This window comes from Neobacillus niacini (assembly GCF_030817595.1).
Taxonomy (GTDB): domain Bacteria; phylum Bacillota; class Bacilli; order Bacillales; family Cytobacillaceae; genus Neobacillus; species Neobacillus niacini_G.
Genome location: NZ_JAUSZN010000001.1, coordinates 2,041,718 through 2,060,514 on the forward strand (window position 1 = coordinate 2,041,718; position 18,797 = coordinate 2,060,514).

At 36.5% G+C, this 18,797-nt stretch carries 17 protein-coding genes and 1 pseudogene; all 18 read right to left on the reverse strand.

The window, feature by feature from the left end; genetic code table 11:
* Positions 1 to 14: 14 nt before the first annotated feature.
* Positions 15 to 1,478, reverse strand: coding sequence for a tagaturonate reductase (locus QFZ31_RS10090; RefSeq protein WP_307302854.1), 1,464 nt, complete (start codon positions 1,476 to 1,478; stop codon positions 15 to 17).
* A gap of 70 nt (positions 1,479 to 1,548) precedes the next feature.
* On the reverse strand, positions 1,549 to 2,538 hold the full coding sequence (locus QFZ31_RS10095) for a LacI family DNA-binding transcriptional regulator (protein WP_307302855.1): 990 nt from the start codon (positions 2,536 to 2,538) through the stop codon (positions 1,549 to 1,551).
* Between the two features lie 74 nt (positions 2,539 to 2,612).
* Positions 2,613 to 4,049 (reverse strand): glucuronate isomerase, encoded by a 1,437-nt coding sequence (gene uxaC, locus QFZ31_RS10100; RefSeq protein ID WP_307302856.1) that lies wholly within the window; start codon positions 4,047 to 4,049, stop codon positions 2,613 to 2,615.
* 105 nt (positions 4,050 to 4,154) lie between these two features.
* On the reverse strand, positions 4,155 to 4,919 hold the full coding sequence (locus QFZ31_RS10105; RefSeq protein ID WP_307302857.1) for an NAD-dependent epimerase/dehydratase family protein: 765 nt from the start codon (positions 4,917 to 4,919) through the stop codon (positions 4,155 to 4,157).
* 486 nt (positions 4,920 to 5,405) lie between these two features.
* Positions 5,406 to 6,158 carry a hypothetical protein gene (locus QFZ31_RS10110; RefSeq protein ID WP_307302858.1) on the reverse strand — a complete coding sequence of 251 codons (753 nt, stop codon included), beginning with the start codon at positions 6,156 to 6,158 and terminating at the stop codon, positions 5,406 to 5,408.
* A gap of 96 nt (positions 6,159 to 6,254) precedes the next feature.
* Positions 6,255 to 7,322, reverse strand: coding sequence for a mannose-1-phosphate guanylyltransferase (locus QFZ31_RS10115; protein WP_307302859.1), 1,068 nt, complete (start codon positions 7,320 to 7,322; stop codon positions 6,255 to 6,257).
* Between the two features lie 38 nt (positions 7,323 to 7,360).
* Positions 7,361 to 8,290 (reverse strand): GDP-L-fucose synthase family protein, encoded by a 930-nt coding sequence (locus QFZ31_RS10120; RefSeq protein ID WP_307302860.1) that lies wholly within the window; start codon positions 8,288 to 8,290, stop codon positions 7,361 to 7,363.
* 35 nt (positions 8,291 to 8,325) lie between these two features.
* The gene (gene gmd / locus QFZ31_RS10125; RefSeq protein ID WP_307302861.1) at positions 8,326 to 9,351 is read right to left on the reverse strand and encodes a GDP-mannose 4,6-dehydratase; all 1,026 of its coding nucleotides are present in this window, start codon (positions 9,349 to 9,351) and stop codon (positions 8,326 to 8,328) included.
* A gap of 193 nt (positions 9,352 to 9,544) precedes the next feature.
* Positions 9,545 to 9,850, reverse strand: a pseudogene (locus QFZ31_RS10130) (penicillin-binding transpeptidase domain-containing protein); the annotation flags it as partial.
* Between the two features lie 444 nt (positions 9,851 to 10,294).
* Positions 10,295 to 10,930, reverse strand: coding sequence for a hypothetical protein (locus tag QFZ31_RS10135; protein WP_307302862.1), 636 nt, complete (start codon positions 10,928 to 10,930; stop codon positions 10,295 to 10,297).
* A 186-nt stretch (positions 10,931 to 11,116) separates the two neighbouring features.
* Entirely contained in the window at positions 11,117 to 11,257 is a 141-nt protein-coding gene (locus tag QFZ31_RS10140; protein ID WP_307302863.1) for a hypothetical protein, read from the reverse strand.
* Positions 11,258 to 11,503: 246 nt separating this feature from the next.
* Positions 11,504 to 12,427 (reverse strand): AEC family transporter, encoded by a 924-nt coding sequence (locus QFZ31_RS10145; RefSeq protein WP_307302864.1) that lies wholly within the window; start codon positions 12,425 to 12,427, stop codon positions 11,504 to 11,506.
* Between the two features lie 79 nt (positions 12,428 to 12,506).
* A complete protein-coding gene (locus QFZ31_RS10150) occupies positions 12,507 to 12,653 on the reverse strand; it encodes a hypothetical protein (protein ID WP_307302865.1) in 147 nt (48 codons plus the stop codon).
* 42 nt (positions 12,654 to 12,695) lie between these two features.
* On the reverse strand, positions 12,696 to 14,102 hold the full coding sequence (locus tag QFZ31_RS10155) for a CitMHS family transporter (RefSeq protein ID WP_373459912.1): 1,407 nt from the start codon (positions 14,100 to 14,102) through the stop codon (positions 12,696 to 12,698).
* A 27-nt stretch (positions 14,103 to 14,129) separates the two neighbouring features.
* Positions 14,130 to 14,816 (reverse strand): response regulator, encoded by a 687-nt coding sequence (locus QFZ31_RS10160; RefSeq protein WP_179599456.1) that lies wholly within the window; start codon positions 14,814 to 14,816, stop codon positions 14,130 to 14,132.
* The gene (locus QFZ31_RS10165) at positions 14,809 to 16,416 is read right to left on the reverse strand and encodes a sensor histidine kinase (protein ID WP_307311490.1); all 1,608 of its coding nucleotides are present in this window, start codon (positions 16,414 to 16,416) and stop codon (positions 14,809 to 14,811) included. Before QFZ31_RS10165 ends, QFZ31_RS10160 begins: the two co-directional genes overlap by 8 nt.
* Before the next feature lie 27 nt (positions 16,417 to 16,443).
* Positions 16,444 to 17,166: a response regulator gene (locus QFZ31_RS10170; RefSeq protein WP_307302867.1), complete on the reverse strand. Its 723-nt coding sequence runs from the start codon at positions 17,164 to 17,166 to the stop codon at positions 16,444 to 16,446.
* A complete protein-coding gene (locus tag QFZ31_RS10175) occupies positions 17,144 to 18,754 on the reverse strand; it encodes a sensor histidine kinase (RefSeq protein ID WP_307302868.1) in 1,611 nt (536 codons plus the stop codon). The genes QFZ31_RS10170 and QFZ31_RS10175 overlap by 23 nt, the downstream gene beginning before the upstream one ends.
* Between the last annotated feature and the right edge of the window lie 43 nt (positions 18,755 to 18,797).

The following is an 18,797-nucleotide window of genomic DNA, read 5'->3' on the forward strand; positions in this document are numbered from 1 at the left end:
ATAGCGGCCTCCTACTAAATGGATATTTCAAACAATTCTTTAAGAGCTTCCTTAACTCCTATTTGATAGATAGTAAGGAGGTTTGTACTGACGGTACTTTCTAGATTTGGAATAGAGGTCAAATCCATCCCCCATAACCTTTGCTCCGCCAGGATTATGTTCACGAGTTCAGACATGGCAAGTTCTTGCTGTTCAAATTTTCCCCAATGAGTTTTAAAGAATTCAACAATTTCTGGATCATCTTGTAGTTCTATTGAGTCATTTCCTCTTTTACCCTGATAAAAATAAAGCAGGCAGCTTAGTGAAAAGACCATTCGTTTTGGCAGACTGTTATATTTTTCAACATAATCCAAAAATGCGGGCAGATTTCTTGTCTGAAATTTAGAAATAGAATTTAGTGCGATGCTCATTAAATAATGTTTAATATATGGATTAGCAAAACGGTTCATCACATCATCCGCATAGCTGGATAGTTCTGTTTTCGGACCTTCTAAAGTTGGGATTATTTCCTCTGCAATCATTTCTTTTATAAACATGCCTACTTCTTGATGATTTACACTTTCTTCCACCGTGCTTAAACCGTAAAGATAAGCAACCGGAGTCATTGCTGTATGTGCGCCGTTTAGAATCCGGACTTTCCGTATCCTGTAAGGAGTTAAATCATCGACGATCAGCGTGTTTAGCCCTGTCCCTTCGACTTTCAGCTCATTTTTTATCCATTCCGGTCCCTCAATGACCCAAAGGTGATACTGCTCACCTACCACCATCAATTCATCCTCATATCCAAGTTGTTCGGTTTTTTCTTTATAGGAGTCGGTTGGAAATCCTGGTACGATTCGGTCTACAAGGCTTGAACAGAAAGTATTCGCGTTCTTTACCCATCCAATAAATTCATCCTCCAGGTTCCATAAGCTTGCATATTGCAATACGATTTCTCTCAACTTTTCTCCGTTTCTTTCTATTAGTTCACATGGAATGATTATACAGCCACGTTTTTGATCACCGGCAAATGCCTGGAAACGGTGATAGAGGAACGCAGTAAGTTTTCCTGGAAAACTCTTTTGCGGTCGATCCTCTAACTTGTCTGTTGGGTCAAACACAATTCCGGCTTCTGTCGTATTCGAAACGATAAACCGGAGATCTTCTGTCCCAGCAAGCTTGATATATTCCGGATAATCTGTAAACAGATTAATACCTCTACTAATTGACTCAATCACCTGATGCTGGTTTACCAATTGACCTTCTTTAATCCCCTGTAAGTAAAGGGTAAACAGCCCATCCTGATTATTCAGCCTTTCAATCTTGTTATTGCCTCGCGGCTGGACAACCACTACACTTCCATTGAAATCCGTTTTTTCATTAAGAACTTGGAACTGCCAATCAATAAACCCTCTCAAAAAGTTTCCTTCCCCAAACTGAAGCACCTTCTCGGGATAAGAGATATAGTCTTGATAAATTTTATTACTAAGTCTTTCCACCAATCTTTTCCCCCTTCACTATGCACACGTTAACATTTCTTTTCAAAAAGAAAGGTTTTATCTAACCTCTCTATTTAACAGAATCTCTTATGATTAATTCTGTATTGGCAAAAACTTTGGTCGCTTTATTTTCCTCGCCAGTTACGAGTGAAAGGATTTTTTCCGCACCCAGTACACTGATTTTTTCTACCGGTCGTTTTACCGTTGTTAGCTTTGGTGTTGTATATTGGGCAAAGCCAATGTCATCAAATCCAATAATAGAAATGTCATTTGGGACATTTAATCCGTTAGCAAACACAGCATTCATTGCACCGATGGCCATATCATCATTGGAACAAAAAACGGCTGTCGGAGGCTTTTTCAACGACAATAATTTTTCCATTCCTAAATAACCGCTTTCCATATCATAATTTCCGCTCATAGAATACTCCGGATGAATCGAAATGCCATTGTCTATTAGCGCAGTAAGATAACCATCCTTACGCATTTGCGTAGATTTAAAGGTTGGGATACCTTCAATGATTGCGATGTTTGTATGTCCACAATCAATCAAATGCTGCACAGCTTGTCTTGAGCCCTCTGTATCATTAGAAAGAATATTGATGATAGAATCTTCCTCAATTTCTCTGTTAAGCACAACAAGTGGTATATCCTTTTGCAGGACATGATAGATAAATGAATGGTCCCTTACACTTTGGCTCATTAAAATAATTCCGTCAAATCTTTGCGAATTAATACTCGAATAATCCTGGTAATCATCGATACCACGGATAAATAAATTATATTCCTGGCTAATGACACTATTTACACCTTTTATTGTATCAGCAAGAAAGCTTGCCGATGTTCCATTGCTAATGCTTGTTAAGAATAAACCAATCGTATACGACTTTTGCATAACCAGGCTTTTAGCATTGTAATTAGGGGTATAATTTAGCTGGGAGGCAATATCAAGGATTTTCCTCCTTGTAGGCTCTTTGATAAGGGGACTATTGTTTAGTGCCCTTGATACAGTTGTATGGGATACATTGGCCAATTTTGCAATATCTTTTATAGTAACCATTGTCTGACCTTCCTTTTGCATTCTCTCTTTCGTTCATTATACCTTACCTGCCCTGCCCCGCCAGCTTTCATCTATCAATTGTTAGAGATATGTTCAACGATTGATGTTTCCTGAAGCGCAAAATATTCTTTGGCATTGTTATAAGATATTCCACGAACAATACTTCCGAGCAGCTCCAAATCATTTGGAACTTCCCCATTTTCAACCCATTCTCCCATTAAATTACAAACCAGTCTCCGGAAATATTCATGTCTTGTATAAGAGAGAAAACTCCTTGAGTCAGTAAGCATTCCGATGAAACGGCTGAAAAGACCTACAGAAGATAGTGCCTTCATCTGCTCGAGCATGCCTTCCTTTGTATCGTTGAACCACCATGCTGTACCAAATTGAATCTTCCCTGGAGTCTTGCCGTCTTGGAAGCTATTAATGATACTTGCTATTACAACATTATCTCCTGGATTCAATGAATAAATAATGGTTTTTGGAAGCTTGTTTTCCTGCTCTAATGCGTCCAGAATTTTTACTAACGGCTTGGCAATCTGGTCATCATTAATAGAATCATAACCGGTGTCAGGACCAAGAATCTTAAACATTCTGTTATTATTGTTACGATGAGCATTGATATGGAATTGCATCGCCCAGTCCAGCTCTGCGTAAAGCTTGCCAAGAAAGATTAACGTAAACGTTTTGAACTTCTTTTCTGCCTCAAGAGAAATACCGCTGCCTGAAATTCTTGCAGCAAAAATTTCAGCCACTTCTTCAAAACTGGTCTCTTCATATACCATAGAATCTAAAGCATGATCGGACACTCTTCCGCCTGCTGCATGAAAAAAATGGACTCTTGATTCAAGTGCGGCAAGAAAATCTTCATAACTAGTAATCTCAATTTCAGATACATCTGCAAGCTTAGCTACCCAATCAAGGAAGCCATCGCGTCCTATTTCTAATCCTTTATCTGGTCTAAAACCTGGTACAACACTAACTGGATAGTCATTTTCTTCTCTTAACTTTAGGTGATATTCAAGGCTATCTACAGGGTCATCTGTTGTACAAACAACTTTAACATTTGACCTTTCAATCAAATTCCTTACGCTAAATTCCTCTTCGTTAAGTTTGGCATTTACTTTTTCCCAAATCTCTGGTGCACTTTTTTCATTCAATACATCATAAATGCCGAAAAACCGTTGTAATTCTAAATGCGTCCAATTGTATAACGGATTTCCTATTGTCATTGGTACGGTCCTAGCCCATGCAAGGAACTTTTCATAGTCACTTGCATTGCCGGTTATATATTCTTCTGAAATTCCATTTGCCCTCATAGCTCTCCATTTATAATGGTCACCATACAACCAGGCTTCGGTAATATTTTTAAATTTCTTATTTTCATAGATTTCTTTTGGACTTAAATGACAGTGATAATCAATAATAGGCATGTCTTTTGCGTAATCATGAAATAATGTGATCGCCGTTTTATTTTTAAGTAAAAAGTTTTCATCCATAAATTTTTCCATTTTACACCATCCCATTTTAAAATGTTAACGTTAACAAAGACCTTTGTTTTCAGTCTAACAAATCTGAAAAACATTGTAAATACAAATTGTTAACGTTAACATATTTCAATTTCTGTATGTCTGTTTTAGAACTTCCTCTGAATTAACCTTTGAAACAAACCCTAGCTCTCTCATGGCATTTTCCGTAGACCATGGTTTACTTGGATTGTCAGAAACACCATAATAGGTCCCATACCTAACAGTTGACTGAAGTGCTAAATCAAAAAGCTGCACTGTATCTTCATGGGTTAATATAGTTCGACGAAGACGATCATTCTCTCTCACGGCATTTTGCTCATCCTCATGAACACTTCCAATCCGCAAATTAATGATTGAAAAATTGTCTGTCTGTCGAGCCAATAATTGACCAATATTTTCAGAGGCGAATTTTAATACCCCGTAGAGTCCACAAGAATGTGGAAAATCACTCGTATTGATTTCTCTTCCTAAAGATGAAAACCCGTTTTTCTCATAGTAATCGGTAGTATGATTGCTGCTGGCATAGACTACTTTGGGTATTCCTAATGTAATTGCTGCGTGCAACACATAGAAGGATGATATAAAATGAATATTAGTCATATTATGAAAGTTCTGGACATCCTTTAAATCATTTTCTGTTTTAATAGTGAGTAAATTAATAAGGGCATCCGAATCATTTGGAATGCTGTGCAACAGCGTTTCAAAATTCGTTGCATCCACCATTACAAACTCCTCTGACTGTTCAGAAACATTCTTATCAAGGATGACAATTTCGTATTTGTCACGAAGCCCTTTGTATAAAATCGTCCCAATGGTCCCGGCTCCGCCTATTATAGTTACTTTTTTTTTCATTGCTTTTCCTCCGTTAAGCTTGTTTCCTTATTTTTAGAAATGGATAGTTCTTATCTGAAACCTTTTATATCCTTTATTAAATTTACCTTACATAAAAAAAGATATCCCTTTTGTAAAAATAAAAAGATAAATAACCATCAATTTTCTGCAATTTATTCAAAATATTAACTGCAATACACATGGTTAAGAGCTGCACTATTTTTTCTGAGCAGCTCTTTCATTCTTTTACTTATTCTGAAAATAATAATCTATAATTGGATCTGCTTTTTCTTACTTTTTTTCTGCGGTTTTAATTTAGGTAATCTTTCCTAATTTCAGGTGATAAATCCATTTGAATTGGCCCTTCTGGTTGGAAAAATACAAGGATTTTTAGCGATTGAAAGAGAAGAGGAAAGAAGTTAACTATGTGGATTGTGGATAGGAGAGTGGACTTGTTTATAATATTTGCTACAGCTCTGCTCGTTTAGGATAAAATGTAGATGGAATTTATAAATTAATTATGAAACCACTATTTGAAATAACTATCTCCCACATTTTATTATTTAATTCATAAGTATCTAAACCGGGATACATTTTTTTTAGATACTTTTCCTTAACAATGCTTTCAATAAGATATTGATTAAGCTTTTGATTCCATTGTTGAGGATGGGTTACATGATATCCAATTGGATTTAATATTCGTTTTGTTGTTTTATTTTTTGATGCTGGAACACATACCATCCACCAATCCCAAGCGGGTCGTCCCATACAGAGTCCATCATCTTGATAAATATGAGTTAAATTTTTATCAAAAAAGAAATAGTCAACACCATTACTAAGAGTGCCATAGGAATCATTAATATCGTTGACATCCATTCGATGTCCATAAACAAGACTGTCCAATGCTTCTTCGTAAATAATGTTTACGATACCCTGCTTTACATCCTTAAAGTGGATATCAGAATTAATTATTCCAACAACCTTATAATCTGTACTTTTTAGATATTTCATAAAATCATAGATATAAATATATGGTTTTCCGTATTTTTCTTTAGCACTTCTATCGACTACATGGAACTGGATATCGGGGAAATATGGTTTAAGTATGTCTACTTCTTCTTTGGTATTCAAAGAAACGACATTCAAACCTGCATTCAACCATGTATTTATGGCACTTTTTTGTATTTCTATCCTATTTGGTCCAATAGAAGTTGCAACTAAAATAGGTTTGAGTTTTTTTGTTTTTTTATATTTTGTCAAGTAACTCACCATTCTCCTTTTCATATTCTGTGGGTCAGTTAGTTCGTCCTCATATTAAGCAGAAAAAGGAATATTTTTTTTAGTCCTCTTCATGATTTATAAATATTTTTCAAATCCATTTTTCTTAAGCATTCCAACAAGAGATTTTACGTCCTGGGCCCTTTCTTTCGGACAAACAATAATGATTCCATCGATCTCGACTATAATCATATCACTAATCCCTATCGTGGTTATTAGACTATCGAGACTATAGATAGTGGAATTTTCAGTATCTAGGCCTAAATGTCTTCCAAAGATAGAATTATTATGTTCATCTGTTCCTACCAAAATGGAAATAGCCTCCAAGCTTCCTATATCATACCAACCGAAATCACCTTTCACTGCATGTAAGTTAGTACTTTTTTCTAGAAATGCATAGTCAAAGGAAATATCTTCTAAGAGGCTATAGGCGTTTTCAATACTAGAAGGATATTGAGCAGTATCTTTATACGTTAGTGCTTCAGATATTCTTTCATAATGTTCGGGCATAAGCTGTTGGATCCCATCTATTAATACATGTAATTGTCCTGCAACAATACCACTATTCCATAAATATTTTTCTGTTTTGATATATTCTTTTGCAGTTTCTAAATTCGGTTTCTCCTTAAATTGAACAACTTTTGATATCCCTTTTTGAACTTCGGAGTCTACTTGAATATATCCAAACCCTGTGGATGGATAAGATGGTTTAACACCGATTATTATTATTTTCTCACTGCTTTCAACTTGCTGATATGCCTGTTTAATGGCATTTTGATAGTCTATATTATTCTTAACGTAGCTATCAGCTGGGATAAAACATACTGCGCCTTTGCCATACATTTTTTCTAAATATAAAGTTGCGTAGGCGATGCATGCTGCAGTATTTTTTTTTAAGGGCTCAATGATGATATTTGAAATAGGAATTAAATCCTTAACAGCATCTTTTGTAAGATTAAGATAATCTTTATTTGTAATAACAAAGCATTTTTCTGCTGGAATCACATCACATATACGATCAATGGTTTGAGCAAGAAAGGACTTGTTGCCATCAACACTAATGAACTGCTTAGGTTTACTTTCCCTAGAGAATGGCCACAGCCTTGTGCCAGAACCTCCTGCCATAATAACAGCATATTTTTCCAATTAACACACTCCTTTTTGTTTATTGTAAATGGTCACTATCATTTTTGATTATTAATGTACGAGTCATAAGTAATTTTGAGCCCTTCTTCTAAGCTAATTTTTGGTCTCCATCCTAATTTTTTTATTTTAGATATATCCAATAATTTTCTAGGTGTTCCATCTGGCATACTCGGGTCGAACAAAATCTCACCTTTGTAACCAACTATTCTCTTAATTAACTCTGCAAGATTTTGAATACTGATTTCTCGACCAGTGCCAATATTAATATGTTCAACACCATCATAGTTTTCCATCAGATATACGCACGCCTCTGCCATATCATCTACATATAAAAATTCTCTAAGAGGGGTGCCTGTCCCCCACAATTGAACAATCGGTTTATTTAATTGTTTAGCAGCCTCCATTTTGGAGATGATTGCAGGAATCACATGTGAATCCTTTGAATCGAATTTGTCATTAGGGCCATAAAGGTTTGTAGGCATGGCACTGATAAAATTCATGCCATACTGTTCTTTATAATAGCTGCACATTTTGAGCCCTGATATTTTCGCAAGAGCGTAAGCCTCATTTGTCGGTTCCAGCGGTCCTGTCAGTAGATATTCTTCTTTGATCGGCTGAGGACACATTTTAGGATAAATACACGAGCTGCCCAAAAACAACAGCTTCTTTACTTTATGGTTAAATGCGCTTTTAATCACATTACACTCTATGAGTAGATTATCCATAATAAAGTCTGCAGGATACGCATTGTTTGCTCCTATCCCCCCAACTTTGGCTGCTGCAAGAAATACATATTCAATTGTCTCTTCTCTAAAAAAGTCTTCAACTGCCGCCTGATTCGTTAGGTCAAGTTCTTTATGGGCTTTACCGATAATATTTTTGTATCCTTTTCTGTGAAGACTTCTGACTATGGCAGAACCGACAAGTCCATTATGCCCTGCTACATATATACGGCTATTCTTTTCCATTACAGTCAACACCTTTGCTAATAAAAATTAGTTGATTAACCACCCTTCTTATCACTATCAACCATCATTTCAACGAGCTGTTCAAAGGAAACCTTCTGTTCCCAGCCTAGTTTGATTTTCGCTTTAGATGGATCCCCTAACAGTAAATCAACCTCACTCGGTCTAAAGTACTCGCTGCTAATCGATATCAATTCCTTACCAGTGTCTGCATTAATACCTTTCTCATCTAAACCTTCACCTGTCCAAATCAAATTAATACCAGCATATCTGAAAGCATGCTCACAAAATTCCCTAACAGAATGTGTCTCTCCGGTTGCTATCACATAGTCGTCAGGTTTATCTTGTTGAAGCATTAACCACATTGCTTCCACATAATCACCCGCAAAACCCCAGTCCCTTTTAGCATTTAAATTTCCTAAAACGAGTTTTTTCTGTTTTCCACTTAAAATATTGGCGATACCAGTAGTAATTTTTCTCGTAACAAAGGTTTCGCCTCTTCTTGGAGATTCATGATTAAAAAGGATTCCGTTGCAGGCGAACAAACCATACGCTTCCCTATAGTTCACCGTTATCCAGTAAGCATAAAGCTTTGCTACTGCATAGGGACTCCTCGGATAAAAAGCTGTGTTTTCATTTTGAGGGGTTTCTCTAACCATGCCATATAATTCACTTGATGAGGCTTGATAAAATCTAATGTTCGGATTTACTTGTCTAATGCACTCTAGTATACGCAAGGTGCCTAATCCATTAACATCTGATGTGAATTCCGGCATATCAAATGAAACACCTACATGACTCTGGGCTCCGAGATTATAAAATTCAGATGGTTGTATAGTGTAAATTAATTTACTTATACTGCTTGAATCACTCAAATCTCCAAAGTGGAGAAATAATCTTTGCTTTTCATCAGATTGATATTGCAATAAATGATCAATTCTTTCCGTGTTCATGGAACTGTTTCGTCGAACAATACCATGAACTTCGTAGCCTTTATTGAGAAGAAGCTCAGCTAAATAGGATCCATCCTGCCCGGTAATACCGGTAATTATAGCTTTTTTCATTTAGTTCAACGCCTCACAAAAATTTCATGTTATTCTAAATAATATTAAATTCTAATGATTTTTGATTGGACTAGCCCCTACTTTATGCAAATATTCGATAGAACGAAAAAAGCTTCAAAACTCTGTCTAAAAAGTTTGAAGCTTTTTGTTATATTTCTAAATATTTTCCTTATTTTAAAAAGTATTCTATCAATCACTTATTCTGAAAATAAACATCAAGGATTCTTTTGCCAATAGACTTATTGATTCCACTACTATCGTTTTTCACATTTGGTACAACAACCGAAATGGCTACCTCTGGATTTTCAAACGGAGCATAGCCCACTAATGTTAAATTATAGTTGTAGCCACCATTTCCATCCGAAACTTGAGCAGTACCGGTTTTACCGGCTGGATTGTAGGTAGCCCCTTTAAAGGTCGAAACTGCGGTTCCCTGATTTCCGTTCATGACAAGATGAAATCCTTTCTAAACCCGTTCAATATAGGAAAGATCCATATCTGCCATCGAACCTGAAGTGTCTGATAGATTCGTTGCTGATGTTTGCTGTGCAATGACCTTATCGGAATTATTACTGTTGCTGCTTTCGGTCTGATTGATGACTTTTTGTTAAACAGCAGAATACAAGCTTTCTATTTTGTCAGAATAGGGAATAAAATATTAATAATACTGTAATAGACTTAGAACCTTTAGCGCAAATATTTTGACGGTGCAATTTTTTTAAAACTTCATAAAAGGTATGAGGGACTAATCCTTGAAGACTACTAACACATTTGTCCTTTATAAGGGGTATGATGGACTAATCCTTGAAGGCTACTAATACATTAGTCCTTCATAAGGGGTATGATGGACTAATCCTTAAAGGCTACTACAACATTTGTCCTTCATAAGAGGCTTAAACATAGAAAAATAGGATAGCGCATAGCTACCCTATTCTCCATCGACCTAATTTTCTATTGACTTGTTAAAGAAATGCATCTTTCCTCCTTTATGTGGAAAAAGATTTAGCTCCTTCGCCTTATCTGCGTGGTTTGTCATGATTTCTTTAAAAAGCTCGTCAGAGGACTTATTTTTTGTTTCTATTCCTAATTTCTCTGCAGCTTGGAATATCCTTTTTTCCCAGACTTCGTGTGCTATTGTGTGGAGATCTTTATTATCAGTAGAAATCCCCAGCTTTTTTGCATCTTTTTTAATTTGGGTCTCACGGACTTCCCTAGCTAGATTATGTAGATCTTTGCCTTCCGTAGCGATTCCCAATTCTTTAGCTTCCTTTTTTATTTCGGTTTCCCATACTTCCTTCGCTAATGCATCAAGATCTTTACCATTGGTGTCGATCTCCAGTTCTTTAGCCTTTTGTTTAACGATGGTTTCCCTAACTTCTTTTGCAATGGTTTCAGTGTCTTTTCCTTCTGTTTTAATTCCCAGCGATTCAGCCTGCTTTTTAATTAACTCAGGATTGTGCTTGAAATGATGAACACGACCGTGTACTTCTGATTTTTCCTCTGCTGCTCCATAAGTCTGTACGGAACCGAAAAGTCCAAACAATAAGGCAATGGCAAATGACATGTACATCTTTCTCATCTTGAATATTCCTCCTAAAACTAGTTTGGTATTACGATGATAGGATGTCCAACAATTGTTACCAAATTATGAACAAAATGTTAAAAATTGTATCTACTTTAAACAAAGAATAACAGCCTCTATTTGTGAATAGAGGCTGTTATTTTTGTTCCTTTAATACTGTTTTTTTGTCTCTTTCTTGCCTGGTTAAACTAGACTCACTTTTTCACCCTTTAGTTTTTCTAACTCTCGATTCAATTCTTCCTCATTTACATAGTTACGGTAAGCTACATCATGCTGCACCAAAGGATTGGCAAATTGGCTGCCTGCTTGTACCTCAGCTTCCATTAATAAAATCCGTTCCTCAGCCCGTGCAACACCCCGTAAAATAGTATCCGTTTGGAAGGAAACAGTAGCTTTCTTTTTTCTCCTCCTTTTGTACTCGATGGATTTAGTTTAGTAGAGGTTGGTGAAAACTTGGTGAAAGATTTATTCCTTTTTAAAAATTTAATAGAGAAGAAAAATTTACATTTATTAAAAAGTAAAAACCGTACGAGTGAAAGTCATCGTACGGTTAAATAAAAAATATATAATCTAAAAAAGGATTTTTGATAGATAAACCACAACCGTAACAGTAATACCGCTTAAGATGGTAGTCAATAGGACCGCTTGCGAAGCATATTCTGGGTAATTATCATACTCCAGAGCCAGTAAAGCACTATTTCTTGAGGAAGGAAATGAGCTGGCGATAAAAAGTGCCTGAGCAGTAATGTCTGTTAATCCAAGAATATTTATAACTAACAACCCAATGAGTGGAGAAATAATCAGTCTGCCGATTACAATCCAAACAATTGGCTTAGAAATTCGCGTAATCTTTAAAAATGCTACTTGAGCTCCAAGTGTGACAAGTGCAACCGCCAAAAACGCATTTGAGGAATTTTCAATTGGCTTCCACAAAAATTCAGGAATTTCAATATGGAGCCATTTCAAAAATATAGCCAATAATAAAGCGTATATAACCGGGAGACGCATAATTTTACGTAAGATATCACTACCGCTGCTCTCTGCAGAGACACTGTTGAAAAAACCATATGTGAAAGTTAGGAGATTTTGAAAAATAGAAACAATAATCTGTATTGACATCCCACCTGGATTAGCAGCGAAAACTAGTTCACTTACTGGGAGACCATAATTTCCTGAATTGCTCAAAACCATACTATTTTTAAAGGTAGCTGCCAGTTTACGGTCAAACCCATTCACTTTTGCAATAACCATGCTGGTTAGAATAAGGAGAATATTAAAAAGCATTAAAAATAATAATGTACGGCTAATTAACTTGCTAGACATATTGCTCTCATATATATTGACAAAGCAAACGGCAGGCAACAAAAAATACACCGTCAATGTTGACAGTGTCGATAAGTCAAGCCTAATCAAACGCTGCAATAAAGCCCCTGCCCCTACTAACACGAATATCGGAAAAATAATATCTAGTAATATATGAAACAAAATAGTCATAAAACTTACCTTCTCTCTCTAATGAAAAAAAGGAAAAATGCAGTTTATTAATAAATAATAAATTGCATTTTCCTACTACTTATACTACCTGATCGTTAAAATAAATAACCTCTGAAAGAATTTTACAACCTGAAACATTTTTAAAGGCTTCTCTTGCTTCTTGTTCAGAATTAAATTCGAACATTGAAATATTGTTTCCCTTTGAATAGACTGTGATTATCCACATTAACATTCATCCCCTATCGATTTTCCTTTGTTCTAAATCTAGTTAAAAAGGAATAATTGACAATAGTATTGCAACGGCCATCATAACAAGAGTTGAACCACATGCCCATTTAAGGAATGCGCGCTGTAAGTCCCCAAAATCTTCTCCCACCATACCGACTAATAAGTATGTTGAAGGTACAAGCGGGCTTAATAAATGGACAGGCTGCCCCAATAGTGATGCTCGTGCTAGGAACTCAGGATCAATTCCATAAACACTTGCTGCTTTGGCAAGCAATGGCAAAACACCATAGTAAAAGGCATCATTTGACATAAAGAATGTTAAAGGGGCACTGATTATCGCGGTAATAAGTGCAAAATGGGAACCAAGTACATCTGGAATATATGAAATCATGGAGTTTGCCATAGAATCGACCATTTTTGTACCCGTTAAGATACCAGTAAAAATACCTGCAGCAAAAACCATAGAAACTACCGATAACGCATTATCTGCATAATTTGCAATTCGTTCTTTTTGATCACTTAATTTTGGATAATTGATCGTGATCGCCAAAGCAAATCCAAGCATAAATAATACAGTTGTTGGCAACACCTCGTTGATTAGTGCAACTAATAGAGTAATTGTAATTAAATAGTTAATAAGAATTAACTTAGGACGTTTTAGGTAGGCATCTTCTGATGTAGCAGCCGTCATCGCCATCGTATTGTAATCAATCTGCAGGATGCCAACTCGTTTCCGCTCTTTTCTCCCTAGGAAATAGGCCATGAACAATACGAATATTATTCCACCCGCCATGCTAGGTATGACCGGCGTAAAAACATCCGACATCTCAAGATGTAATGCCGTCATTGCTCTAGCAGTTGGTCCACCCCATGGAAGAAGGTTCATGACACCTGAAGCCGATACAGCGATTCCAGCAAGAATTAACGGTTTCATACCAATACGTTTATACAAAGGTAACATGGCAGAAATCGTAATCATGTATGTAGTAGTTCCATCCCCGTCAAGGGATATTAATAGTGCAAGAACGGCGGTTCCGATGGCTATTTTAACTGGATCGCCCTTTACAACTTTTAAGATAGTCGAAATAATCGGATCAAATACTCCTGCATCAATCATGATACCGAAAAAGAGTATAGCAAACAGGATCATAATTCCTGTTGGGGCAACACTTTTTATCCCTTCGAGCGCCATTGGCCCCATTTCCTTACCAAATCCGCCAAGTAATGCAAAAACCACTGGAATCACTATAAGCGCAATCATAGCAGGAAGGCGTTTAGTCATAATTAAAATCATAAAAGTGATAATCATCAAAAACCCTAATATTGCAAGCATCGTCCTCACCTCTTTTGTTAGTAAATTAAATATAATCGAAATATTCAGATGTGAAAACGTTACCAAAATAAAGTTATTAACGTAAATTAAATAGTTTTTGTTCATTTTGTTCATAGGAAAAGGAGGCAAATGTTTGCCCCCTCACTTTATTGGATAATATTTCTTTTCCGGCCTTCCAACAATTCCATAAACTACTTCTGTCCTTACTTCCTGTATGGAGGAGAGATATTCCAAATACCTTCGTGCAGTTATCCTTGATGCACCAATTTCCTTACCAACATCTTCTGCGGAAAGACCTTCTCTTCTACCGTTGAATACAGCCTTAACTTTTCCAAGCGTGATTTCATCAATTCCTTTTGGCAATCCGATACTCTTTGCTGAATCTTCACTTTTTCCTTTACGAAATAGAAGGTCTACATAATTCTGATTTACTTCTTGGGAAGCCGAAAGAAGCGAGTGTTTTTTAATAAATTCCTGTATCACTTCATCGAATCTTTCCCTGCTAACAGGTTTGATTAAGTAATTCTCAACTCCATACCTCAGAGCTTTTTCAAGGAAAACTTTATCAGTTGCTGCTGTGATCATTATAATACTGACTTTGGGGAAATTCTCCCGGATAGTGGGGAGTAACTCAGAACCTAGCATATCCGGCATATATACATCTAGAAGCAGTAAGTCAGGGGTTTTCTGCTCTAATAATTGCAAAGTCTGCTCACCATTCAATGATTTTCCAATCACGTCTATTTCCTTAAACTTATCTAAAAATTTCTCATGTATATCCGCTATTCGAAAATCATCTTCCGCTATAGCCGCTTTTATCTTATCCAAAATTCCCATCCCCTTGCAAATTCTTTGGTAGATAAACTGTAAAAACAGTTCCATTTTCTAGGTTGCTTTGCACCTCGATAATTCCATTCAATTCCAATACTGATTCTTCAGCATTAGATAATCCAAATCCTCGCGGTTCACTGCTTTTTTTCGAGGTATACCCTCTTTCAAAAAGAAGAGGAAATTCTACTGGACTTATTCCCTTCCCATTGTCTGAAATCTCAAATATAATATCTCGACCGATATCTGTAGCGAAAAACGTAACCATGGGCATCTCACATTCTAAGACGGCTTCAAAGGCATTATCTATTAAGTTTCCAAGGATTACGATCAAGTTTGAGAGTTTAATATGGGACGGTAAACAATCCAAATAGCTGTCTGAAATAATCTCAAACTGTATTTTCTTTTCTGATGCTTTTCCTAATTTCCCTAAAAGGATTGCCTGCACTTTGGGATCTTTGATCTGGTTAAAAACGACTGAATTCTGAAATTGCAGTGTTTGGGTTTCGCTTTGGATCATATTTATTGCCTCGTTATATTCACCAAGTTGAAGCAGACCCAATAACACATATAATTTATTGGTAAATTCATGCGTTTGGGCACGAAGATCTTCCGAATATCTTTTTACTTCAGATATAGTATTTAGCATTTGCTCTATTTCTGTTTTGTCACGAAAGGAAGCAACAACCCCCTTAATACCATTTTCATCAACAATCGGAGTACTATTAACGATAATCGTTTTATCATTCCAGACCATCTCTTTATCCGATTGAGAGTTTCCCGTTCGTAATACCTCATACAAATAATTAGAGGGAAATAACCCATCCACTTTCATATTTCTGACTGTTCCCTGAAGATGTAGAAGCCGTTTTGCCTGCTGATTCATCATCGTAATGTAGCCTTCTTTATCAATTGCTAAGATGCCTTCTTTTACCGCATGCAGGACAGCGTTTTTCTCTTTATATTGAGAAGCGATTTCGTACGGCTCAAGTCCCATCGTATCCCTGCGGATATTGCGTCCGAGTAAAACACTACCTAAAAGTGAAATCAAAAGGGCAATGAAAGAAACAATGAGCACTCTTCTAAGATTATTTATGATTTGCTGCTTGACATCTTCAAGTAGATATCCTACTGAAACGATACCGATAATCTCCCCCTGATGATTAAAAATAGGGGATTTCCCTCTAATAGATGGCCCTAGCGTACCCTCTGCCTTCGAGATATAATACTCACCTTGAACAAGTGCTCTTTCATTATCTCCACCTGTCATTTTTAGCCCGATTTTTGTTTTCAAAGGATGCGAATATCGTATACCATCTCTATTTCCAATGACTACAAATTCCGCACCTGTTTCTTTTCGTATTTTCTCTGCTATCGGCTGTATCGTTTTAGAAGGGTCGCTCGATTGGAAAGCATCGATAATAGTCGGCATAAATGAGACGGTTTTCGATAATTCCAATGCCAGCCTTCCCTTATTCTCCTCAATTTGTTTACTTTCCATATAACTATAAAATCCTGACATTAGGATGATTAACAATAAACCTAGTGAGAGAACCAGCCCGAATATTTTTGTTTGTAGGGAAACTTTTATTGTTCTCAGGCAGAAAACCTCCTAGTAAAAAATCTCTTAATTCTTAGTTGCTTTGCTTAAAACCATATAGACACGTTCTGGTCGACCGACAGTTCCGTAAGATAAATCGGCCTCTATACTTTCATTATAAACTAAATGTTCAAGGTATCTTCTAGCGGTTGTTCTGCTTACACCTATTTCTTTCGCAACACTCTCAGCTGTTAGTCCATATTCAACCTTCCCGAGAACCTCCATTACTTTTTCTAATGTTAGAGGATCGATTCCTTTCGGAAGGTAAGACTTTTCATTTCCAGCACCATCCGCTACTTTCCGCAATAGCTTGTCCACCTGCTGCTGAGTCACATGTGTATTATCTTTTCCTAACTGCAAAAAATTTCCATAGTACTCCTTATATCGAAGTAGGGATTGCCTAAATCGGTCAAAAACTACCGGTTTAATAATATAATCAAACACGCCTATACTAATAGCCTCTTGAACTCTATTAATTTCTTTTGTGGCTGTAATCATAATAACATCCATTTGTTTCGATTGTTGTTTTGTTTCTTTTAGTAAATCAATTCCGTTCATATCGGGAAAATAGACATCTAACAAAAGTAAGTCCGGCTTCAAAATATCCAATAGGGTTTTCGCCTCCAGATAACTGGCTGCTATGCCAACCGTTTGAAAGCCTTCGATTTGTTCAAGAAACCTCTTTTGTATTTCTGCTATCCTTAAGTCATCCTCGACAATTAAAACTTCAATATCTCTTTTCCCCTTCATACACATTCCCCCTGCTTTTTGGTATCGCCACAGTAAAAATCGTTCCTTCCCCAATATTTGATGAAAATGTGACATATCCACCTAAGCCCTTAATTGCCTTTTGAACTAGACTAAGCCCAAGACCTGCATTACTCTTCGTATTCTTTGTTGTATAGCCTTCTTTAAAAACCTGTTCATTATTTTTAATATCTATCCCCTTCCCGTTATCTTCTACCTCAATAATCAACTCCTTACCAAGGTCGGTTAGGAACAGTGCGACTTTTTTCTCTTCTTTTTCATTCTCCCTGACTGCTTCAAAAGCATTGTTGACAAGGTTGCCAATAATGGTTACTAATGAATCTCTGCTGATTTCATATGGGATATCTTTAAAGCTACTCTCTCTATCTATTGAAAAATCAACTTTCAATTCGCTCGCTAGACTTACCTTTCCTAATATAAAACCTGCAATAATAGGATCAGGTATTTCCTTCATTAAAAATTGAATGAATCCCTGAGTGACATCCACTTCTTTTGAGATAAAATCAATGGCTTCTTTATATGAGCCAAGCTGAATCAAGCCTAGCAGGGTATAGAGACGATTAGAGTATTCGTGGGTTTGTGCACGTAATCCTTCTGCATATGCTTTTACATGAGATAATTCTTGCAGTAACTGGGCTAACTCTGACTTATTACGCAAACTCGCGACTGCCCCAATCACAACACCTTTCTTATTAAAAATCGGAATCCGATTTGCCAAAAATACATCCCCAAAGATGATAATTTCTTTATCATATTCCGCCTGACCTTTTCGAACCACCTCTAGGAGATTCGTATTTTCTAAAACCTCTTCAATTCTTTTTCCACGAAGCAGAATCTCATTTGGAACTTTCAAAATTTTATGAGCGGTTTCATTCACTACAGTGATTCGCCCATCGGTATCGATTGCAATAATTCCTTCATGAATAGACTCTAATATCGCATGTTTTTCTTGGTACATCCAGGCAATTTCTTTCGGTTCTAGTCCAAACATTGCCTTTTTGATATTTAAAGAAATGAGTAAAGCTGCTAGTAGTCCTCCTACTAAAATAAGCAGTGTAGCAAAAAAGATTTTTTTCTGTATCACCGAAACTTCCTTTTCAATATCCGTCTGTAGATAACCAACTGAAACAACGCCAATCACTTCTCCCTGGCTAAAGATGGGTGCTTTACCCCGTAGAGACGGACCTAGTGTCCCGGTAGATTCTGAGATGACAGATTCTCCTTTAAAAACAAGACCATTATCTCCCCCAACCATTTTTTGTCCTAGTCGCTTCGGATTGGGATGCGAATATCGAATTTCATTCCTATTCCCGATAACAATAAATTCTGCCCCAACCTGTTTACGAATACTTTCTGCGATTGGCTGGATAGCCGCCGCAGGATTTTCCGCTTGAAATGCCTCCCTGATATCTGGCATATTTGCAATCGATTGAGCAACAGATAAGGCTTTAGAGCCTATTTCATGTTTAAGATTGGTTTCCATTATATTTTTAAAAGTTACCTCAAAAATAACTCCGATTGAGATAATTAGAAGAAGAATGACTAGCATTAATTTCGAATGTAACCGCACGCAATCACCTCATTTATATTATATTAAAAAAACTCCTTAAATA